The 19,949-nt window shown below is 36.4% G+C and carries 24 protein-coding genes; 5 read left to right on the plus strand and 19 right to left on the minus strand.

Features of this window, described 5'->3' with window-relative positions:
* Positions 1-106: 106 nt before the first annotated feature.
* From ACGHIN_RS00265 to ACGHIN_RS00310, 10 genes are all read right to left on the minus strand, one after another.
* Entirely contained in the window at positions 107-841 is a 735-nt protein-coding gene (locus ACGHIN_RS00265; RefSeq protein WP_390450010.1) for a metallophosphoesterase, read from the minus strand.
* Positions 841-1,383, minus strand: coding sequence for an RNA 2'-phosphotransferase (locus ACGHIN_RS00270; RefSeq protein ID WP_390450011.1), 543 nt, complete (start codon positions 1,381-1,383; stop codon positions 841-843). The genes ACGHIN_RS00265 and ACGHIN_RS00270 overlap by 1 nt, the downstream gene beginning before the upstream one ends.
* Before the next feature lie 7 nt (positions 1,384-1,390).
* On the minus strand, positions 1,391-2,332 hold the full coding sequence (locus tag ACGHIN_RS00275) for an ADP-ribosylglycohydrolase family protein (RefSeq protein ID WP_390450012.1): 942 nt from the start codon (positions 2,330-2,332) through the stop codon (positions 1,391-1,393).
* Positions 2,332-3,015, minus strand: coding sequence for an SIR2 family NAD-dependent protein deacylase (locus ACGHIN_RS00280; protein ID WP_390450013.1), 684 nt, complete (start codon positions 3,013-3,015; stop codon positions 2,332-2,334). Before ACGHIN_RS00280 ends, ACGHIN_RS00275 begins: the two co-directional genes overlap by 1 nt.
* The gene (locus tag ACGHIN_RS00285; protein WP_390450014.1) at positions 3,012-3,527 is read right to left on the minus strand and encodes an O-acetyl-ADP-ribose deacetylase; all 516 of its coding nucleotides are present in this window, start codon (positions 3,525-3,527) and stop codon (positions 3,012-3,014) included. The genes ACGHIN_RS00280 and ACGHIN_RS00285 overlap by 4 nt, the downstream gene beginning before the upstream one ends.
* Positions 3,511-4,158 carry a DUF4291 domain-containing protein gene (locus tag ACGHIN_RS00290; RefSeq protein WP_390450015.1) on the minus strand — a complete coding sequence of 216 codons (648 nt, stop codon included), beginning with the start codon at positions 4,156-4,158 and terminating at the stop codon, positions 3,511-3,513. The genes ACGHIN_RS00285 and ACGHIN_RS00290 overlap by 17 nt, the downstream gene beginning before the upstream one ends.
* A complete protein-coding gene (locus tag ACGHIN_RS00295) occupies positions 4,133-4,567 on the minus strand; it encodes an ADP-ribosylation/crystallin J1 (RefSeq protein ID WP_390450016.1) in 435 nt (144 codons plus the stop codon). Before ACGHIN_RS00295 ends, ACGHIN_RS00290 begins: the two co-directional genes overlap by 26 nt.
* A gap of 6 nt (positions 4,568-4,573) precedes the next feature.
* Positions 4,574-5,482, minus strand: a complete 909-nt coding sequence (locus ACGHIN_RS00300; protein WP_390450017.1) for a diacylglycerol kinase catalytic domain-containing protein — start codon at positions 5,480-5,482, stop codon at positions 4,574-4,576.
* A 16-nt stretch (positions 5,483-5,498) separates the two neighbouring features.
* The gene (locus ACGHIN_RS00305; protein WP_390450018.1) at positions 5,499-6,506 is read right to left on the minus strand and encodes an SPFH domain-containing protein; all 1,008 of its coding nucleotides are present in this window, start codon (positions 6,504-6,506) and stop codon (positions 5,499-5,501) included.
* Between the two features lie 209 nt (positions 6,507-6,715).
* Entirely contained in the window at positions 6,716-7,393 is a 678-nt protein-coding gene (locus ACGHIN_RS00310) for an NUDIX hydrolase (protein ID WP_390450019.1), read from the minus strand.
* A gap of 121 nt (positions 7,394-7,514) precedes the next feature.
* On the opposite strand from ACGHIN_RS00310, the gene ACGHIN_RS00315 reads away from it, so the two are divergent.
* A complete protein-coding gene (locus ACGHIN_RS00315) occupies positions 7,515-8,159 on the plus strand; it encodes a DUF1579 domain-containing protein (RefSeq protein WP_390450020.1) in 645 nt (214 codons plus the stop codon).
* A gap of 86 nt (positions 8,160-8,245) precedes the next feature.
* Here ACGHIN_RS00315 and lepA read toward each other — a convergent pair whose 3' ends face one another.
* From lepA to ACGHIN_RS00350, 7 genes are all read right to left on the minus strand, one after another.
* On the minus strand, positions 8,246-10,042 hold the full coding sequence (gene lepA, locus ACGHIN_RS00320) for a translation elongation factor 4 (RefSeq protein ID WP_390450021.1): 1,797 nt from the start codon (positions 10,040-10,042) through the stop codon (positions 8,246-8,248).
* Between the two features lie 146 nt (positions 10,043-10,188).
* Entirely contained in the window at positions 10,189-10,746 is a 558-nt protein-coding gene (locus ACGHIN_RS00325; RefSeq protein WP_390450022.1) for a hypothetical protein, read from the minus strand.
* Between the two features lie 83 nt (positions 10,747-10,829).
* Positions 10,830-11,210 carry a hypothetical protein gene (locus ACGHIN_RS00330; protein ID WP_390450023.1) on the minus strand — a complete coding sequence of 127 codons (381 nt, stop codon included), beginning with the start codon at positions 11,208-11,210 and terminating at the stop codon, positions 10,830-10,832.
* A 50-nt stretch (positions 11,211-11,260) separates the two neighbouring features.
* Entirely contained in the window at positions 11,261-12,289 is a 1,029-nt protein-coding gene (locus tag ACGHIN_RS00335; RefSeq protein ID WP_390450024.1) for a glycine zipper 2TM domain-containing protein, read from the minus strand.
* A 103-nt stretch (positions 12,290-12,392) separates the two neighbouring features.
* Positions 12,393-12,896 carry a hypothetical protein gene (locus tag ACGHIN_RS00340; protein ID WP_390450025.1) on the minus strand — a complete coding sequence of 168 codons (504 nt, stop codon included), beginning with the start codon at positions 12,894-12,896 and terminating at the stop codon, positions 12,393-12,395.
* 7 nt (positions 12,897-12,903) lie between these two features.
* Entirely contained in the window at positions 12,904-13,431 is a 528-nt protein-coding gene (locus ACGHIN_RS00345; RefSeq protein WP_390450026.1) for a hypothetical protein, read from the minus strand.
* A 17-nt stretch (positions 13,432-13,448) separates the two neighbouring features.
* A complete protein-coding gene (locus tag ACGHIN_RS00350; RefSeq protein ID WP_390450027.1) occupies positions 13,449-14,000 on the minus strand; it encodes an RNA polymerase sigma factor in 552 nt (183 codons plus the stop codon).
* A gap of 201 nt (positions 14,001-14,201) precedes the next feature.
* Between ACGHIN_RS00350 and ACGHIN_RS00355 the strand changes: the two genes are divergently transcribed.
* The 4 genes from ACGHIN_RS00355 (at position 14,202) to porW (ending at position 18,710) form a co-directional block, all read left to right on the plus strand.
* Entirely contained in the window at positions 14,202-14,951 is a 750-nt protein-coding gene (locus ACGHIN_RS00355) for a Rossmann-like and DUF2520 domain-containing protein (protein ID WP_390450028.1), read from the plus strand.
* On the plus strand, positions 14,941-15,459 hold the full coding sequence (locus ACGHIN_RS00360) for a KdsC family phosphatase (protein ID WP_390450029.1): 519 nt from the start codon (positions 14,941-14,943) through the stop codon (positions 15,457-15,459). The genes ACGHIN_RS00355 and ACGHIN_RS00360 overlap by 11 nt, the downstream gene beginning before the upstream one ends.
* 9 nt (positions 15,460-15,468) lie before the next feature.
* Complete coding sequence (locus ACGHIN_RS00365; protein WP_390450030.1) at positions 15,469-16,023, plus strand: Maf family protein; 555 nt, start codon at positions 15,469-15,471, stop codon at positions 16,021-16,023.
* An 86-nt stretch (positions 16,024-16,109) separates the two neighbouring features.
* Positions 16,110-18,710 (plus strand): type IX secretion system periplasmic lipoprotein PorW/SprE, encoded by a 2,601-nt coding sequence (gene porW, locus ACGHIN_RS00370; RefSeq protein ID WP_390450031.1) that lies wholly within the window; start codon positions 16,110-16,112, stop codon positions 18,708-18,710.
* Between the two features lie 56 nt (positions 18,711-18,766).
* On the opposite strand, the gene tsaB is transcribed toward porW, so the two are convergent.
* Both tsaB and ACGHIN_RS00380 read right to left on the minus strand, forming a co-directional pair.
* Positions 18,767-19,453 carry a tRNA (adenosine(37)-N6)-threonylcarbamoyltransferase complex dimerization subunit type 1 TsaB gene (gene tsaB / locus ACGHIN_RS00375; RefSeq protein WP_390450032.1) on the minus strand — a complete coding sequence of 229 codons (687 nt, stop codon included), beginning with the start codon at positions 19,451-19,453 and terminating at the stop codon, positions 18,767-18,769.
* A gap of 138 nt (positions 19,454-19,591) precedes the next feature.
* The gene (locus ACGHIN_RS00380; protein WP_390450033.1) at positions 19,592-19,948 is read right to left on the minus strand and encodes a hypothetical protein; all 357 of its coding nucleotides are present in this window, start codon (positions 19,946-19,948) and stop codon (positions 19,592-19,594) included.
* Between the last annotated feature and the right edge of the window lies 1 nt (position 19,949).

The following is a 19,949-nucleotide window of genomic DNA, read 5'->3' on the forward strand; positions in this document are numbered from 1 at the left end:
TTACTTAAAGTTTTGAGAAAGGTGAATAACTGATGTTTTTTCTCTCGCAGATTGAGCTGATTTTGCAGAGGATTGTGGATGTTTTGTGTGTTACTTTTCCTAATTTTCAGTCCTGGTTTCTCCCTTTTTCGTCCGGATATAGGGAGGAAAGCGGATCGCTTTGCCAGACCTTTTTGGAATCTACATCCATCATTGATAAAGCTCCGGTAAATGCAGCACCCGTATCCATATTCCAGACATTGGCTTTGTTGAGAGGTTGATTAACCCCTAAATGTAATGTAGGAGTATGGCCAATGTAAATTTCATTGTATAAAAGCAGTCTCTTGGGATATAGTTCTGAGTTTTTGGCCAGCTTTTTATCCATCGCAACAGCCGTTTCCCAAAGGGTCCTGTCCCAACGATAATTGGAGGAATATACTTCTTTCTCAGGACCATGCATGGAAGAATATCCCGCATGGATATACAGCCGGTTTTCTTCATCTACATAATAGTTTTTCATTCTTTGGAAAAATTCCAGATGAAGCTCCAGCTCTTCCAATGGAAATCCTGTATAGCTTTCAACAGTGCTTCTTCCCCCATTGAAAAGCCACACATCCTCTCCTTTTCCAAAAGAAAGCCAGTCTTCACACCAAGCATCATTATTCCCTTTAATGAAAATGCATTCCTGCTTTTGTGAAAGTTCTATCAGAAATTGGATCACCTTTGAAGATTCACTCCACCCGTCAACATAATCTCCGAGAAAGATCAGCTTGTCATCGAGGGTAACTTTCGCCCGCTCAAAAACCTGTTTCAAAGCTTTAAATCCTCCGTGAATATCTCCTACTACTAAAGCTCTTTTCATTATTTCGAAATGTATTTTGCATCTACAAAATCCGTAAGCCAGACTCCGTTATCAGAAAGATAAAATTCTATTCCTTCTTGGAACATAAGACCGGTTCTTATGGTCAGAATCACAGGTTTTCCATGGCGCATTCCCACCTTGGTGGCGGTTTCTTTATCTGCGCTCAGATGAACATGCTGTCTACTTCTTTTTTGAATCCCATTTTCTAAAATGGAAGAGATATTGATTTCCGCTGTTCCATGGTAAAGAAACTCCGGTGGCTGTTGGGTTTTTAAGGCTAGATCAACATCAATAGAATGCCCCTGATTTGCCCTTATTCTGGTTTTATTTTCATTAAAGGCAAATCTTTTTTTGTTATTGGTTTCCACTACTTCATCCAATTCTTCAGAGGTAAAGTATATTTTGTTTTTTGCAGATTTAGCCATCAATTCATTAATATCCGCCCAACCGTTCTCATCCAATTCTAAGTTGATGGTTTCCGGCTGATGCCTCAAAATAAGGCTTAAAAATTTGCTTATTTTTTTCTTTTCTGTTTCGTTCATGATTTAATTATTTCATCAGTTTGTTTTCGAGTCTGATGCAAAGGTTTTCAATGTCATCTTTTCTTACGAGTTCTGAAATCCATTCCTGAGGGATATTTTCAAATCCATAATATATTCCGGCAATTCCTCCTGTAATAGCTCCTGTTGTGTCTGTATCCTCTCCCAGATTGACCGCTTTCAATACAGCTTCAGAATAGCTTTCTGAGTTCAGAAAACACCATAGTGATGCTTCTAATGAATTCAAAACATATCCGCCGCTTTGAATTTCATCTTCCTTGTAACTGGAAATATCATTTTTTAAAACCCTATAAAAAAGCTGTATTTCTTTTGGGTTAAACTCCTGGTTTTCTGCATGTCTCAAAGCAGTTTCCTGTATATAATCATACGCTTCTGATTTACTTTTCCCTTTTAACAGCTGTATTGCGAAAATCACATAAATGAAGCATGCAAAAACGGAACGGAAATGGCCGTGAGTAATTGCAGAAACTTCCTTCACAGTTTTGTATAGCTTATCAATATCTTCTTCATCTTTAAGGTAGAAAGCCAAAGGAAGAGTTCTCATTAAAGAGCCATTCCCGTTATCTTCTTCAAAAATATTTCCTGAAAATCTTGCGCTTTCTCCTTTGATCAATCTCGCAATAGAATGCCTTGTCGTTCCTCCTATATCAAAAAGTTTTCCATGAGCAGTCCAATGACCATATTTGTTCCATTTTACAAAACTTTGCCCGATTTTTTCCAAGTCATATCCTTTTGTGAGCTCTTCAGCAATGCATAATGTTAAGGAACTATCATCGCTCCAGGTTCCTTTAGGCTGATTCCAGGACATAAATTCCAAATACCCAGTCACCGGAAAACGTTTAAGAGTTTCTCTGGTTTTAAACTCCACCGGAACACCTAAAGCATCTCCAATACAAACACCAAAAATTCCCGCTTTTACTACATTTTCCATCATGCCATGTTTACTAATTTATCAAACAACAGCTTCATTCCCTTCGTTGCGGTTTCTTTAATCACTACCGCACGTTTTCCATAGCTCATCCTGTCATCGGGATTAATAACAATCAGCAAGCAATCATCTTTGATATCCTGTAACAATCCTGCTGCAGGATACACCTGCAATGAAGTTCCGATGACTAAAAAAATATCTGCCTCTTTGGTTATTTTCATGGCCTCAGTCATCATCGGAACATCTTCCCCGAACCATACGATGAATGGCCGAAGCTGTGCTCCGTCTTCTGCTTTATCGCCTAATTGTATATCTCCTTTTTGATCATAGATCAGACTTTTATTGTTACATGAACAGGATTTGAAGAGTTCTCCATGTAAGTGTAAAACATGGGAAGAGCCTGCTCTTTCATGCAGATCATCAATATTTTGGGTGATAATCTGTACCTCGAAATATTTTTCCAATTCAGCTAATAATTTATGAGCATCATTGGGCTGTACTTCATGAAGCTGACGACGTCTCTGGTTGTAAAAATCCAGTACCAACTCTCTGTTTTTTCTCCATCCTTCCGGGCTTGCTACCTCCGTCACGTCATGATTTTCCCAAAGACCATCACTGTCTCTGAATGTTTTTATTCCGCTTTCGGCGCTTATTCCGGCCCCGCTTAATATGGTGAGTTTTTTCATTTTTCTAATCGTTTTTTATAAATTTCTTCATTCTCATCATCAAAGCAAACAAAAATAATTTTCTGTATTGTTTCAGGCTGAAAATTCTGCACTTCCTGAATAGCAATCTCAGCCGCCAATTCTTTAGGGAATTTGTATATTCCCGTACTGATATTTGGGAAAGCTATAGTTTTAACCTGAAGATTTTCCGCCAATTTTAATGATCTCTTGTAGCAGTTAGCCAACAATTGTGAACATTTTTCTTCATCACCGTTCCAAATGGGACCGACTGTGTGAATAACATATTGTGCAGGCAAATTTCCGGCTGTGGTCACAACAGCTTCACCTGTCTTGCATTTTCCCTGTTTATTTCTGATCTGGATACATTCTTCTAATATTTTTGGCCCTCCTGCACGATGGATGGCTCCATCAACCCCTCCGCCGCCGAGTAAAGAAGAGTTGGCAGCATTTACAATTGCATCAGCATGAATTTTTGTGATGTCTCCTTTTGTTAATTCAATTGTAGGCTTCATTTAATTTTAATTTTTTATTCAATTCTTCATTTGCAAACCGTAATGGTTTTTCTTCTGGAAGAGTAAGATTTTCCATCTCATCATTTAAAACGAATTGACTTTGTTCTTTTACATAATCTGAAATATCTTCAATAAGAATAATATCTTCATTAGCAAAAGTATGGATGAATTCGTTTCTTAAGCCAATTTGAATTGCTCTTCTTTCTAGCTTTTTTCCAAAAGGGTCGTGATCCGGATCCCACTGGAGTCTTACTGAGGATGTTTTCACTTGTTCTTGCCATTCCTGTTTGGAAATCTCTAAACCTTCATTATATGATGAGTAAACAGCATTTTCCAGGTACCTTTCAAAAGCATCTATTTTCAGGTGAATAGCCAGAACACACTCTTGACCTTCTTTTGTTCCCCATCCATTTCGGTACATCATCCAGAGAAAGTTAGGTTTGATCCATGTCATTCTTTCAAAGCTAAAAGCTCCACCAAAATATTGATTATTAACCGCAAAATTTCCTATTTCTTTTTTGTATGACTGGTACACAATAATTTTTTCATCATCATATTGTGCCATGATGTGATATCCTTTTAATGGCCAGTTTTGTAATTGCTCTTTATATTTTTTTAATTTTATTTTCATTGTTTAGTTTTAATATCATGTTCTCAACTTCATCATTTCCGGGTCTTTTAAAGTTTTCACCTATAAAAACTTTTGTAACTATAATATTTCCTACAATAGCCTGATTAAAAGCTTCTAATTCTTCAGAAGGAACCCACAATTCATTATGATTTTTTGCTCCTACATTTTGAGATGGATATTTATTAACAATCTCTTCCAACACTTCAAACTGAGTTACAAAACCCAGATAATTTCCAGATTCATCCCTTGTATTCCATTTTTCAGCAATCTCGGAAGCATACTCTTCATCCAAAACAGGATAAAAAATAGGTTGCCATTCTAATCTTGGTGGAAATTCTTTGTAATTGCTTTCAATAATTAAAATCATTTCCTTTTCTCCCACCGGTCTGTAAAGTGTTTTTGTTTTCATTTTTTTTTAATTCATTACCAAAACCGCTTCCTCATCAGAAAACTTTATTTCTGCCGTTGCTCCACTGTTAAACTGCAGAAAATCCTGCTCAATTCCATCACTAAATATAAAGCCATTATTTGGCATTAAAGATTCTACAATCAGCTTATTTCCTTTTTTCAATTTACCTCCACAAATTTCTGTTTGTGTTCTGATGCTTTTAAAAGGTTCTCTTACTGCAAAATACAAATCTTCCTCCTTCATTGTAGGATATCCGAGTTTTATGGATCCTAAAATTCCGTAAGCCATATTAAAAATGGAGCTTAGCCATCCTGTACTTCCCGTTTTTGTAGAAACTATAATTCCACTGGAGGAATGGACTTCTTCTTTTCCGTTCAGCATAATTTTGTATCTCGCAGAACTATGGGAAGAAATTCCGATGAACAGATCATTAACAGCGAGTAATTTTTGTCCGTCATTCAAAACTGCTTCCGCAAACCTCATCTTTTTTACTTTACAACTTTCGTTAATCACCCCATTTACTCCATTTAAAAAGTTTTGTGGATTAAACGGAAGCAATACGCCATCATACCTTTCTTCGTCAGGATTAATTGCTATAATGGGAATATGCTTAGAATATTTGGCCACATTGGCGACCAATCCGTCCTGACCAATCACGATAATCATATTTTTTTCAGAGAAAATATAGGAAGGAACAAATTCTTTTTCCACCACTTTATTTTTGATCACTTTGGACAGTTTGGTCTGAACTTCCATGAAGGACTGATAAAATCTTTCATGCTCTTCCACATATTCCCGGAAATCTCCACCTGAACTTTCAATATAAAACCGGGCCTGAGCTTTGGTATTGAATCTTTCGATCAAAGATTCCAGTCTCGTTTTATTTTTAACAATGATGGCATATTCTGGTTTCACGAGATTATCTTTTCTGTTACTTTTCAGTGAGCAATGTTTCCAATAAGTCCGGACTGATGTTAAGTGTTCCTATTTTACCTGCGTTCTCCGCCAGTTCTCTAAAAGCTAAAGCAATACTTGATTTGGCATCCTGGTTACTGTTTAAAGCCGTTAAAACTCTCCAGTCCAATTCTTTATAAGGCTTCAACGCAGCTTCGAGAGCATATCCTTTGGTTTCCGCTTCTTTTCTGTCGTTTTCCGTTTTTTGATCAATCAGTTCTTTTCTTTGGTTTTCAACGGCAATATCTGCGGCAATCTTCATTTCTCTCAGGATTCTGCTGTTTTCTTCTTTCTGAACTTCCGCTTCCATTCTTTTTTCATCAATCTGCTTTTGTTTTTCTTCTACAGCGATTTCTGTGTTAAGCTCGGATTCCTTGATCTTTCTTTCTTGTTCTACCGCAAAATTCCTTCTTTCATATACTGCTTCATCTGCCTGTTGCTGTAGTTTTTCTCTTGTTTCTGTCTCCAATGCTCTTGCCATTTCAGGAGTGGCCTGTACCGCCAGAATACTCACTCCCAAAATTTCTATACCCATGGTTTGAACCGCTTCTGAAGCCATTAATCCTTCCAGGATATTTCCTTCTATATCTTTAGCGGAACGGATGGCGTCTTTTAAGTTCAGATCATGAATAAATGATGATGTGGAAGTTTGTGCAAGATTGATGATCCTTTGATTCAGTTTTTCAATATCATTTTTCTTATAAATTCCTTCTTCGTTTACCGTAAAATCCAAAGTATTGGAAAGCGCTTTCGGATCTGTGATCTTATAGCTGATCTGTCCCTGAATTTTTACCGTCTGATAATCGAACGTATTTTCATTGAAAATGAACGGCAGATCATTACTTCCCATCGGAATAGCAATGATGGAGCTGTTTGGAGCAAAATAGAAGAATGATAAACCTCTTCCTTCTCTTACGACCCCTCCATTTTTAAAATGAAGAACATAGGTCATTGAATCGAATTTGATGTGTCTGAAACCAAACATAGCTTTATGTTTTTAAATTGATATTTGTGTTATTTTTACGCTAATTGAAAATTGCATGAGAATCTTCTACTCTTTTGATACAATTTATTAATTGCGTTATTTTTACACAAATTTAATTAAAACAATTTTCCTGTCCAAATTTATTTGCGTTTATTTTACACTAATAAATTAAGTAATTGATTTTCAGTAATATTTTTTTTCTTTGAAAACTATTTTATTTCAAAATAAAATCCTTGCTCTTCAAGCTCTTTATACTTTTCCTGATTGAAAGTAAAAAGTTTACCCGGTCTGCCACTCCCTTCCTTTTTTACATTATTGGTTTCATTAAGGAGCCCATAACTCATAATTTTTTTACGGAAGTTTCTGCGGTCGATTTCCTGCCCTACAATGGTTTTATAAAGGTTTTCAAGGTCTGAAAAAGGAAATTCTTCATTGAGAAGATTAAAACCGATTGGCTGATATTGAATTTTGGTGCGCAATCTTTTAAGCGCAGTATCTATGATCTTTTTGTGATCGAAAGCTAGCTTCGGCAGTTTATTGACGCTGAACCATTGGGCATCCTCTGCATCAGAATCGGCAAACAATTCATGATAAGACGGGTTAACAAGCCCTAAATACGCTACAGAAACTACTCTGTTTCTTGGATCTCTTCCTACATCTCCGAAAGTATAAAGCTGTTCCAGAAAATCAGGTTGTATTCCTGCTTCTTCATATAATTCTCTCTTGACCGCATCATCCACACTTTCATCATCCATTACCAATCCGCCGGGAAGCGCCCATTCTCCTTTAAAAGGATCTATCTTTCTTTTGATTAAAAGAATTTGCAGGTCTTTTTTGTCAAAATAACCGAAAATAACTGCATCTACGGCAACTTTTATATTCTGCATAGCTTATTTGCGTTATGAATACACAAAATTACGATTTAGAAATTAATTGACAGGCATTAAAAAAGAATTTTGAATCAAAATAAATTTACTACATTTATAAACAACTTAAAACTAAACGATTATGAAAAATTTACTATTGGCTTTCAGTACTGTTTTTTTACTGATCGCCTGTGAGAAAGGAAAAACCGATACCACAAAAACTACTGGTAAAACAGATTCTGCAACAGCAAATACTGATTGGAAACCGGTAGATTCTGCCACGGCAACCAAAGCCTGGATGGAATTTGCTACTCCCGGAGATATGCACAAAATGTTAGCCAAGTCTGACGGCACCTGGACCGGCGAAAATACCATGTGGATGGAGGAAGGCGGACAACCTATGAAAAGTACTTCTGAGTGCATCAATAAAATGGTTTTCGGCGGACGCTACCAAATAAGTGAACATAAAGGTAGTTTTATGGGTATGCCTTTCGAAGGAATGAGTACGACAGGATATGATAACAGCAAGAAAAAATTCATAAGCACCTGGATCGACAATATGGGAACCGGCGTAATGTATATGGAAGGAGAATGGAATGCTGCTAACAAATCTATTGAGTTCAAAGGAAAAATGACGGATCCTGCCCGACCTGGTAAAGATTGTGATGTAAGGGAAGTTTATACATTCATTGATGATAATAACCAAAAACTGGAAATGTTCGGACCCGATTCCAAAACGGGAAAAGAGTTTAAAACAATGGAGATCAACTTTGTCCGCAAGAAGTAATGCTCTGTTTACAAATTACTTTCAGAAAAAATATATAACATAGATTTAAAAGTAAAAAGACCGATTATAATCGGTCTTTTTTTATATTAGTCGTTTAGCTTTAATACGGCCATAAATGCAGACTGTGGTACTTCTACCCTTCCAATCTGCTTCATTTTCTTTTTACCTTCTTTCTGCTTTTCCAATAGCTTACGTTTTCTGGAAATATCCCCTCCGTAACATTTTGCGGTAACATCTTTTCTTAAAGCTTTGATCGTTTCTCTCGCAATAACCTTCGTTCCCAAAGCCGCCTGAACAGCAATATCAAACTGTTGTCTCGGAATCAGCTCACGAAGCTTTTCACACATCTTTTTACCGATATGATAGGCATTACTGTCGTGAATTAATGAAGAAAGCGCATCCACCATATCTCCGTTGATCAGAATATCCATTTTTACGAGCTTGGAAGCTCTGAAACCGATCGGATGATAATCAAAAGAAGCATAACCTTTGGAAATGGATTTCAGCCTGTCATAAAAGTCAAAAACAACTTCTGCCAAAGGCATATTGAAGATCAGCTCTACCCTGTCTGATGTTAGGTAACTCTGATTAACAATTTCTCCTCTTTTTTCTATACACAACGTCATTACAGAACCTACGAAATCGGATTTTGTAATAATTGATGCCTTAATGTATGGTTCTTCTACTCTGTCAAGAATCGAAGGGTCCATCATTTCAGACGGATTGTTGATCAGTATAGGTGTTTCCGGTTCTTTTTTAGAATATCCGAAATAAGATACGTTCGGAACCGTGGTAATCACATTCATATTGAACTCTCTGTCAAGTCTTTCCTGAACAATTTCCATATGAAGCATTCCCAGGAATCCGCAACGGAAACCGAAACCAAGGGCAGCAGAGCTTTCAGGTTCGAAAACCAAAGAAGCATCATTCAATCTTAATTTTTCAAGAGAGAATCTTAATTCTTCGAAATCCTCAGAATCAATTGGATAAATACCAGCAAAAACCATTGGCTTTACTTCCTCAAACCCTTCAATAGGGGCTGATGCCGGTTTTTCAGCAGAAGTAATCGTATCTCCCACTTTTACTTCTCTGGCATCTTTGATTCCGGAAATAATATACCCCACGTCTCCTGTTAAAATCTCTTTTTTAGGAGCCTGTTTCAATTTCAATGTTCCTACTTCGTCAGCTTCATAGGTTTTATCTGTCGCCATGAACTTTACTTTCTCTCCTTTTCTTATGCTTCCATTCACTACTTTGAAGTAAGCCTCGATACCTCTGAACGGATTATAAACGGAGTCAAAGATCAATGCCTGAAGCGGTGCGTCCGGATCTCCAACCGGTGCGGGAATTCTTTCAACGATCTGTTCCAGCAAATTATGAACCCCTTCTCCTGTTTTCCCTGAAACTCTCAGTACATCTTCATATTCACAACCGATCAGGTTCATGATCTCATCTGTTACTTCTTCAGGATTGGCAGAAGGTAAATCAATTTTATTAAGAATCGGAATGATCGTCAAATCATTTTCCAGTGCTAAGTAAAGATTACTAATCGTCTGTGCCTGAATACTTTGCGCAGCATCCACAATAAGAAGCGCTCCTTCACAAGCCGCAATGGAACGGGAAACCTCGTAAGAAAAGTCCACGTGTCCCGGGGTATCAATAAGGTTTAAGATATATTTCTCTCCTTTGTATTCATAATCCATCTGGATTGCGTGAGACTTAATAGTGATCCCGCGTTCCTTTTCCAAATCCATATCATCTAAAGTCTGAGCCTGTAACTCTCTTTGAGAAACAGTATTTGTATATTCCAAAAGACGATCTGCCAAAGTACTCTTACCGTGGTCGATATGGGCGATTATGCAAAAATTTCGTATGTTTTTCATTTAAGAACCTTGTAATTGGCAAAGATAAAAAAAAGGAGGGACAATATCGTCTCTCCTGATTTTATAGTGTGAAATTAATTTTATGGATCCATAGGAAAATCATATTTCCTGGTTAACGGATCGATATATACTTTTCTTTAATCCTTCTATTTATATTTACGAAAACCTTCTGGTAAGATATATTCTCCTGTAAGCTTATCAATTCCTACTCTATGATAGGTTGCATTTTGCCTACGAATTTTTGCAGCAACAACATCCATTACAGCTCCAACTATCCCTCCTATTGCCCCGCCTGTTGCTGCTCCTACAATAGTTGATGTATTTTGCTGCGGAAAGATCTCTTCTTCGGATGCTATGATAAAATATCCGTCATTATCTTTTTCAACCTCAATAAGACTTGTCGGAGTTCTTTTATAAGCAATTCCATTATCTACAACTGCAAAAATTGCTTTAAAATTATCATAATCATCAATCCTTTTCACTCCTTTAATCTCACCATTTTTATTCTTTTTTACAACCAGCTCTTTATCCGGTTTTTGTTGTGCAAAAGATTCGTAATCTGTATAAACACCATCTATAAAAGGATTGGAACTAAAAATTGGCATTTTTTCTGATATAGCATTTTCGTAATTCTCAAGCTCGTTCTCAGAAATGGAGATATTCAATATAGGTTCTTTATACGATTCCTTAACAATATTCGTCATTTCTGATGATATCCTGGCTGCTATAGCTCTGGTAATATAGGCAAAATCTTTCTGCGTATAATCTTTTGAAATTTTGAATTTTTTTAAAAAATAATATTGTCATTTTTCCTTAAAAAAGTAGCCATTTGCATTTTTAAATGCCCCTTTACTGATTTTTCTGTTGGAATATCATGTACTTTTAATTCTTCCAGCATAAGAAAATATTCTTTGTTCCCTTGTTCTTTATTATCCTCTATAAACCAATCTGAGAATAATTTTTCAAGATCTTCTTTTTCAAATTTTACCTCATAGGGCTCGTCTCTGTGGGAAACAGTTCCTATGGCTTTATCTTCTCTTCTGTCAAGTAAAGTGAGGGACTTAGCCGAATGGCTTCTATCTTTAATGCTGTTTCTAAGCTCTATAAATTGTGTTTTTTGCCCAAAAATAAAATAGGGAAATAACAGGAATAGTAATTTTTTTATCATTGAGTCTTTAAATTTGAGTAAAATTAAGATAATCTTTCTTTACGTATAGTTTACTTCTCAAAGATATATAATCCTGTTAGTGAATCTACATAAACATTTGATAATGTAGTTGATCTAAAACCAATTGCGGGAATTGCACCTTTATTTTTTCCTGAATCAACAGCGGCTCCGATAAGCGCTCCCACAACTCCTCCGGCAATGGCTCCTACAAACATTCCTCCCGTTTGTGTTTGAGCAAAAAGATCTGTTCTGGATGCTACAATATAGAAGCCTTTATCATCTTTGGACATTTCCAGAAATCCTACAGGTGTTAAACGAAAAGCTTTCCCTGCTTCTACATATCCAAAAATCTGATCCAGGGGAATTTGCTCATCTTTATATTTTACTCTTACAACATCCCCTTTTCTATTTTTCTCCGTATAATACCCGAAAGCCGGTTCCTGCATTGAAAAGCTTTTAAAATCTTTATAAACACCGTCTTTTAATACGGAAGCATTATATGCCGTATTATTTTTAATTAAATAGGCATTATAATTATTGATCTCATTTTCAGGAATATACTGCCCTGAAACAGAGGCAGTAAAAGACGCTTTAATAATTTCAGTGATAATTTCAGAAATAGAATTGGCCAGGTATTTTGGCATATTGGCCGTTCTCAGTGGATCAGAGACAATTACATTATCGTAACGGTTAATGAAATAATATTTATCATTTCTCTTTAAAAAACTTGAAATTTTAATCTTAGCCTTCCCAAAAGCACGCTTCTGCCCATTATCCAGTTCATCATACACTTTAAGGTCTTCCAGCATCAAAACAATATCTGTACTTCCCTTTTCTTTATTATTTTCTGAAAACCATTTTTCTATATGGCTTTTTAAATCTTCATCATTGAAATGAACATTTACCATATTATCTTTAAAGGTTAATTGTCCTATTTTTTTATCCGGCCTGTTGTCTATCATTGTAAGAGACTTCACCATTCCTTTTTTGTCCTTTATATTTCCTTTAAGATCAATGGTTTCCGTTTTTTGCCCCAATATGGAAATAGAAAATAAAAAGAACAGTATAATTTTTTTCATATTTTATTTTTCGCAAAAATAGTAAACTTCTTATGATCCTTTAAAATTAAACGACTCTCGCAATAAAATTACAAGAGTCGTCCAACATTAAAAAAATAAACTATTATGGGTTTTGTCTGTTTTTTGAAGTTTTTCCGTGAGGTTTTCTTTCATTCATCTTATCTCTCATCATTCCCTCAGACTGGAATAGCTTCAAAACTTTTTGGCAAGGAATTACCTGCTGCATTTTATCAGCATATTTTTTTCTATTATCTAGCAGTTTTTGCCCTACTTCAAAGCTTTGCTGTAATTTTAGCTTGGCTTCTTCATCCGACAATGTTTCAGGGTTGAAGTTAGGATCAAACTGGCTTTTTATTTGTTTCTGGCTTTCCAGATATTCATTATAAACTGCCGTAAATTCAGCCTTATCTCCGGGATCAATATTCAGGTTATCCATCACCATATTGTTCCTGAACTTTGTTAAAAGTTCCTTTCTTTCCTCCGGAGAAAGATTATTTATTACTTCTTTTCTTTGTTTTGGATCCATTTTTTTCCAGTCATAATCCGTCCTTTGAGCGTTCAAGCCAAAACTATAGACTATAAAAAGTGTAAATAATATCTTTTTCATCTTCCTTTTAGTTATATAAATCCAAATAAACATCCTGGGTTGAATTATTTGCTAATTCCGAAATTTCAGAATTGGTAAATGAATCCAAATATTCGTTCATCTGAGTTTCTTCTTGTTTTGAAACTGCCTTTACTGTTGGAGCCACCTTTTCAGTGGGAGCTTTCTGCATATAGGCAGTATTCTTACTTTCTTGGTTTTCAATTGTTTGATTATTATTTTCAACAGAAGTTAAATCTGCCTTCAATGTTTCATAAGCCAGCTCGCTTTCCGTTTTAGCGGTTTGGTTATTGGCAGCATATGAATTCGCAGAATTGATATTTTCTGTTGAGCCATCGCTTGGGTTTACAACAAAAGTAATTCCAAAAATCAAAGCGATAGCAGCCGCAACAGCATATGCCCAATTCATTCTGATGATTGGTGCTTTTTTCTCCACTTTTACCTCGCTCATTACCTTTTCCTGAATGTTTTCAAACAATTGATCCGTAACTTTGTAAATATTCTTTCGTTCTAGCTTTTCTATATCGAACTCTTTCATCTCTTTGTTGTCAAAAATTATCTTTCGTAATTTTCCTTGATATATTCTTCTATTTTTTGTTTGGCGTAATGATAATTTGTTTTTAAAGTCCCTACAGACATATCCACAATTTTAGATATTTCCTCATAGGGCAAATCATCATAATACCTCATCATAAATACCAGTTTCTGTTTTTCGGGCAGGCTTTGTATAGCATTCTGTAATAATATTTGTATTTCTTCCGCATCATTTTCCGCATTGTCTGCTACGAGATTCTGCATGTGATATTCCGCATCTTCATCCGTTTTTTGCATCTTTTTAAGCTTATTGATCTGCTGTAACGCTTCGTTGGTAGCAATCCTGTACAGCCATGTATACAATTGGCTGTCATTTTTGAACTGATGAAAATTCTGATACGCCTTAATGAATGTTTCCTGCAAGGTATCTTCCGCAAGGGCACCATCCACAGTAATTCTTCTTATATGCCAATACAATCTACTCTGATAAGCATCCATCAGCGCACGCAACCCTTTGTCCTGGGTCCGTGGATTCTGCATGAGCGCAATAATCTCTGCGTCCTTAATCTTCATAAGATGCTTTCATTGTTTTGGATTACAAAAATATCTAAAAGTTAAATTAACTATTCAATTTTTAGTCCAAATATTTAAAATAATATCAGGTAGTTACATCATAAGCTTTACGTCGCAGACAATAGGCGGATTTTTCAAAAGCTCCGCTTTCCTTTCTCCCATCGTCTTTTCTAACTCAACGCAAAATATTATCTTTGTTATATGCAAACTGTAATTATCGGTTCCGGAAATGTTGCCTATCATCTGGCAAAAGCTTTTGTTCTGAACGGCATCCCTTTAGCTCAACTATTTGCGAGGAATGAAAAAGAGGTAAAGAAAATCTCTGATGAACTGAACATTCCTTATTCTGCAGAAAAACTGGACGAGGCAGATCTCTATATCATCTGTGTAAGTGATAATTCTGTGGAAAATGTTTCCAAACTCATCGATAAAAAGGATTGTCTTGTTGCGCATACTTCCGGCTCTTTGCCCAAAGAAGTTTTAACAGGGGAGTATAGAAAGGCAAGCTTTTATCCATTACAAACCTTTTCAAAGTCTAAAGAGCTGGACTATAAAAAAATTCCTTTTTTCATAGAAACAGAAAATGAGACAGACAAAGAACTGCTTTTTGAAATCGCATCCAAAATTTCGGAAAATATAATGGAAAGCTCCCATGAAAAGAGAAAATATATCCACCTTACAGCTGTTTTTGCCTGTAATTTTGTAAATCATCTTTTCTCAAGAGCTAAAGAAATTTCAGATTCGCAGCAAATTCCGTTCGATTATTTTTTGCCTTTGATTGATGAAACGGTTCAGAAGATCCATGAAATTGATCCGAAATCTGCACAAACAGGACCTGCTGTGAGAAACGATGCAAGGGTTCTGCAGTTGCATGAGCAGTTATTACAAGGGGAAAGCCTTGAAATTTATAAAACAATGAATCACTCTATTAAAAAAATGTATGAGTTATAAAGAGAAATTAAAAGATATTAAGGCATTTGTATTTGATGTGGATGGTGTTTTTACCGACGGAAGCGTTTATCTTCTTCCCGGAGGAAATATGTGCAGGGTTATGAATGTGCTTGATGGTTATGCGGTGGTTAAAGCTTTAAAAAACAATTATTTAATAGGAGTGATCACTGGCGGGAACGACGAAATGGTAAAGCACAGGATTAATTATCTTGGTATTCAGGATTATTATCCTAAATCTCATGATAAAATGGTTGATTTTGAAGACTTCAAGAAAAAATATAACCTAAAAAATGAGGAAATTTTAACGATGGGAGATGATCTTCCCGATCTTCATATCATGGAAAACTCAGCGATTGCTGCCTGTCCCGAAAATGCGGTCCCGGAAATCAAAGGAATTGCCCATTATATTTCTCCGAAACAGGGGGGAAGCGGTGCGGTACGCGATGTAATTGAGCAGGTGATGAAAGTTCAGGGAAATTGGCATGATGATAACACCCAATCTGTTTAATCCTCAAGAATGAAAATACTTTTAGCATCCCAGTCTCCCAGAAGAAAAGAACTGCTGTCTAGTTTAGGATTCAGTTTTGATGTGGTGAAGATAGACTGTGAGGAAATTATTCCGGAAAATATAACAATAGGAGAAGCGGCAGCATATCTTTCCCTATTAAAAGCAGAGGCGTACGGAAGTCTGAAAGAAGAGGAGGTTCTGCTAACGGCCGATACAGTGGTAGCCATTGATGATCGGATCTTAGGAAAACCTGCGGATGAAGCTGACGCCAAAGCTACACTGAAGGCTCTTTCAGGGAAAATCCACCAGGTATATACAGGAATTACTGTAAAAACTATGGATAAGACCATTACTGAAACAGATGTAGCAGACGTGGAGTTTGATAAAATTTCTGATGAAGAAATAGAATACTATATTCAAAATTATAAGCCTTTCGATAAAGCGGGAAGCTATGGCATTCAGGAATGGCTGGGTATGGCCAAGATCAAAAAAATGACAGGCAGCTTCTACACGATAATGGGGCTTCCTACCCATTTAGTTTACAAAATTCTGAAAGAAATATAATATTTTTCAATATAAAATTTTACTATTTTTACAAAATCATCAAACTGCTTATAATAAAAAGCAGATTAGCGAGTTATATTGAATAAATGAAAAAGAATATTTTATTCCTTTTAGCAACGTGCATCATTGTTTCCTGTGCTACCAAGACCAAAAAGCCGGAACAGCGATCTAAGTTCATGAAAGGGTTTTCCACATATTATAACACTCTTTTTAATGCCAAAGATGCATTAAACAGTGAATTTACGAGCCGGGATAAAGGTCATAAAGATAATTTTTATGCACCCTATATTCCTATTCTTACCCATGAAGACCAGCCTTTAGGAAGTGATTTGGGGCAATCTGCAGCTTTTGCCGAAAACTCTATGAAAATGGCGGAGATCAACAGGCCTTCCGAAAATAACAATAACGGCAGAACAGCCCCGGGAAAGCCACCCGGAATGCCCGGAACTCCAGGGATTCCTAATGAAGGTATCCTTACAGCTGACCCCAACCAGCCGGATGCGAAAGGAGCCACCCCTTTAGAAATTGCTGAAGCGAAAGCTTTAAAAGCGATCAATAAATACTCCGTTATCAAAAACGGTGAGGAGAAAAATAAAAAAATTTTTGATGCTTATATGATCCTTGTGCAATCAAGAATTTACCAGAATAAATCGCTGCAGGCATTGGATGCCTTGAATTATGTGTTTACTCACATGAAAGACGATAAAAGATTGCCATTGGCAAAAATTTATCAGGGTGTTGCCTATGCACAGCGTCAGGATTATCATAAAGCTAATGAAACTTTTGCCCGGCTGAAAAGCGAAGGAATGGATAAGAATTATGATAAATTATTAAGTATTTACAGTTCCGAAGCTCTTTTAGATGCCGGTAAGAAGGAAGATGCAGCCAGAGAACTCGCACGTGCTTTTGATCTGAATAACAACAGAAAACTAAAAAGCAGAATTGCTTATTTAAGAGGGCAGGTCTTATCTGAATTGGGTAAAAATGAAGAAGCGAGAGAAAGCTTTCTCGATGCTTACAAATATGCCAATGATTTTGAATTTGAAGTAAAATCCCAGATTGAAATTGCCAAAACATTCAATGGAAAAGGAGATTATAACGGAGCTAAAAAATATTTGGAGGATATCAGTAAAAAAGGAACTTATGGTTCCCGGAAGAACGAATTCTATTATGCTTTGGGTTTAATGGCCAATAAGGCAGGTAAAAAGGATGAAGCGCAGGAATTTTTCAGAAAATCTTTATTGGAGAAAGTTTCAGATCCACAGGTTCGTGGCCTTACTTATTATGAAATTGGAAAATCTTATCTTGAAAAGAATGATTATATCGGGGCCGGGAGCTATTATGACTCTGCACTCGTGGCAATGACTTATGAGCCGTCCAAGCTTCTGTTAAAGGATCAGGCTGAAAATATCAAGAAGATTTCCAAAAACTATTACCTGATCAAGAAAAACGACAGTATTCTTGCTTTAGCTAAGATGAATGATGCCCAAAGAAATGATTATTTCGCCAAGCATATTGAAAAATTGAAAGCCAAAGAAGCGAAGGAAGAGCTTGAAAGAAAACGTGCGGAAAGAGCCAAAGGTTTTGATACCGGAGATTACAGCGCCAATTCTATTTTCGCGAATAGTGGCGGGAATTCTTTTGAAGATTTCGGAACTACTACCAAAGGTTTTTATTTCGGCAATATGAACACGGTGAGCAAAGGATCTGCATCATTTAAACAAATATGGGGAGACCGGGCTCTTGCAGATAACTGGCGTTATTCTAAAAAAATGAGCTCTCTTGAAGATCTTAAAAACGAAGCTTTAGGAGTAACTTCCGCTCCTAATCCGAGACGTTATGAGCCGGCTTATTATATTGAGCAGATTCCAACAGATGCCGGAAAATTAGGACAGCTGAAAAAGGATAGGGATACGGCTTCATTAGGTCTTGGGATCATGTATCAGAATTACTTTACCAACACACCTTTAGCTACCAAAACGTTATATGACCTGGTAGATAACAAGCCTGAGGAAAAAGTGATGTTACAAGCATTGTATGAGATTTTCGCCATGAATTATGAAAAAAATCCACAGGCAGGAGAGAGGGCTAAACAAATCCTTCTAACGGATTATCCTTATACTTCTTATGCTGAATTTGCGAGAAATCCTAAGAACAATTCCTTTGTAAAGTCTTCCACAGATGTGGAAAACGAATATAAAAAAGCTTATGCCTTATTTGAGTCGGAAAAGTTTGAGGAAAGTAAGGCTGTGATAGACCAGGCCATTCAAACATATCCTAAAGACGCGCTGGTTCCTAAACTCTATCTGCTGAATGCTTTTAATGCCGGGAAATCGAGCGGGAAAGAGGTGATGATCTTACAACTGGAACAGATTGCCTTGAATTATGCCAAAACACCGGAAGGAATAAAAGCGAAGGAAATGCTGAATTACCTGAAAAGTGATCTTTCCTTCCAGGCTACAGACAATAAAGGAAATACAATTCCTCAGAATCCGGGAAATAATATGCCTTTGCAGCCTTCTCAGAATAACGGGAATATCGCTCCAAAAAATTCCCCCAGTAACCTTAGCGGACAGCCTATGAATGGTGTTCCTAATCAGACCCAACAAAAACCTGTCAATAAAAATCCGCAGCAACAGCAGCAGATGAACAAACCAAATAATACAATTCCTACGAAACCACAATAATAAAAAGCGAAGATGAAATCATCTTCGCTTTTTATATGTTGTTACTTATATTTAAATCATACAGAATCTGACGATTTCTTTTTCTTTACCCCATGGAAATCTTTTAAATAAAACGGTTCAAAATACGCAGTATCTTCAAACTCTTTTTTCTCTATTTTTTCCACCGTCCTTTTAATCAGATATTGCGCGGAAGGGTAGACGTCCTCATTAAACTCAGCGTTCGGAAGCTGTACAATCTCCTTTGTCTTTTTAGCTCCGTCGCCTACGAATAATACTTTTTTATCTTTTAATTCTTCAAAAGACTGCTCATTCAAAATTTTGGCTTCGGTCTCTGAGATCTCCTTGCCCGTTCCACCGTCATAAATGGCTGTATAAACCTCCATTCTTCTTGCATCGATCAAAGGAACTATATAATCATAGTTTTGTCCCAAAAAAGGCTCTATCATGCTTTCTAATGAATTTACAGCTATTAACGGAATTTTTAATCCGTAACAAAACCCTTTTGCAGAAGAAGCTCCTATTCTTAATCCTGTATAAGAACCGGGTCCTTTACCCAAAGACACCACTTCAATTTCCTGTAAAGAGATTCCTGCTCCCTCCAATGCCCATTCCACAAAAGTGTGAAGGCTTTCGGATTGTTTATAGTTTTCTGAAACTTCTTCACAAAGACATAATAGTTTTTCATCGTCCGAAATAGCTACTGAACAGTTTTTAGAAGAGGTTTCGAGGTATAAAATTTTCATTTTTTAAGCTAATTTGTAAAATAACGAAATAGAAATCGCTTTATTTCTTGCAAATTTATGGCTTTATTTCGACACTTTGCCGGCTCCATAATTTCCAGGCAGAATTCTTTTTCTTCCAGATTTCCAATAAGGCTAAGTTCAATTCAAAATCCTGGTTTTTATAACTCCCAAAAACCTTTTTGTTCTTCTGACACTGGCGATATTTTTATATCTTTTGATTTCGGAAATTTCCAATTGCCTGATTTGTTTATACACCACTTTCCTTGAAGAAAAGTCCTTTTTAAAATCTTCCAGGTTCTGAACCCATCCGTTGGAATGTCCGAAGGATACATCTGAACAAAGAATATCGGCAATATGATCGTCATTATTCTGCAAATAGCTGTCTAAAAGCTTTATGCTTTCAACTAGTTTTTCATCTTTGGGACTTGTCCGGATATTTTGACAGCTCCAGAAAGTGAATGAAAAGAGCAGAATAAAAAGTGATCCTTTTTTCATC

It is taken from the genome of Chryseobacterium barbadense, from assembly GCF_042849955.1.
GTDB lineage: Bacteria > Bacteroidota > Bacteroidia > Flavobacteriales > Weeksellaceae > Chryseobacterium.

Coding starts and splice junctions, on each gene's coding strand:
- ACGHIN_RS00340 (WP_390450025.1), bottom strand. CDS start 12,896: ATGAAAAAGATATTATTTACACTTTTTATAGTCTATAGTTTTGGCTTG.
- ACGHIN_RS00355 (WP_390450028.1), top strand. CDS start 14,202: ATGCAAACTGTAATTATCGGTTCCGGAAATGTTGCCTATCATCTGGCA.
- ACGHIN_RS00335 (WP_390450024.1), bottom strand. CDS start 12,289: ATGAAAAAAATTATACTGTTCTTTTTATTTTCTATTTCCATATTGGGG.
- ACGHIN_RS00305 (WP_390450018.1), bottom strand. CDS start 6,506: ATGTTTGGTTTCAGACACATCAAATTCGATTCAATGACCTATGTTCTT.
- lepA (WP_390450021.1), bottom strand. CDS start 10,042: ATGAAAAACATACGAAATTTTTGCATAATCGCCCATATCGACCACGGT.
- tsaB (WP_390450032.1), bottom strand. CDS start 19,453: ATGAAAATTTTATACCTCGAAACCTCTTCTAAAAACTGTTCAGTAGCT.
- ACGHIN_RS00380 (WP_390450033.1), bottom strand. CDS start 19,948: ATGAAAAAAGGATCACTTTTTATTCTGCTCTTTTCATTCACTTTCTGG.
- ACGHIN_RS00310 (WP_390450019.1), bottom strand. CDS start 7,393: ATGCAGAATATAAAAGTTGCCGTAGATGCAGTTATTTTCGGTTATTTT.
- ACGHIN_RS00325 (WP_390450022.1), bottom strand. CDS start 10,746: ATGACGAATATTGTTAAGGAATCGTATAAAGAACCTATATTGAATATC.
- porW (WP_390450031.1), top strand. CDS start 16,110: ATGAAAAAGAATATTTTATTCCTTTTAGCAACGTGCATCATTGTTTCC.
- ACGHIN_RS00280 (WP_390450013.1), bottom strand. CDS start 3,015: ATGAAAAAACTCACCATATTAAGCGGGGCCGGAATAAGCGCCGAAAGC.
- ACGHIN_RS00270 (WP_390450011.1), bottom strand. CDS start 1,383: ATGAACGAAACAGAAAAGAAAAAAATAAGCAAATTTTTAAGCCTTATT.
- ACGHIN_RS00350 (WP_390450027.1), bottom strand. CDS start 14,000: ATGAAGATTAAGGACGCAGAGATTATTGCGCTCATGCAGAATCCACGG.
- ACGHIN_RS00275 (WP_390450012.1), bottom strand. CDS start 2,332: ATGGAAAATGTAGTAAAAGCGGGAATTTTTGGTGTTTGTATTGGAGAT.
- ACGHIN_RS00295 (WP_390450016.1), bottom strand. CDS start 4,567: ATGAAAACAAAAACACTTTACAGACCGGTGGGAGAAAAGGAAATGATT.
- ACGHIN_RS00265 (WP_390450010.1), bottom strand. CDS start 841: ATGAAAAGAGCTTTAGTAGTAGGAGATATTCACGGAGGATTTAAAGCT.
- ACGHIN_RS00290 (WP_390450015.1), bottom strand. CDS start 4,158: ATGAAAATAAAATTAAAAAAATATAAAGAGCAATTACAAAACTGGCCA.
- ACGHIN_RS00285 (WP_390450014.1), bottom strand. CDS start 3,527: ATGAAGCCTACAATTGAATTAACAAAAGGAGACATCACAAAAATTCAT.
- ACGHIN_RS00345 (WP_390450026.1), bottom strand. CDS start 13,431: ATGAAAGAGTTCGATATAGAAAAGCTAGAACGAAAGAATATTTACAAA.
- ACGHIN_RS00315 (WP_390450020.1), top strand. CDS start 7,515: ATGAAAAATTTACTATTGGCTTTCAGTACTGTTTTTTTACTGATCGCC.
- ACGHIN_RS00360 (WP_390450029.1), top strand. CDS start 14,941: ATGAGTTATAAAGAGAAATTAAAAGATATTAAGGCATTTGTATTTGAT.
- ACGHIN_RS00330 (WP_390450023.1), bottom strand. CDS start 11,210: ATGATAAAAAAATTACTATTCCTGTTATTTCCCTATTTTATTTTTGGG.
- ACGHIN_RS00365 (WP_390450030.1), top strand. CDS start 15,469: ATGAAAATACTTTTAGCATCCCAGTCTCCCAGAAGAAAAGAACTGCTG.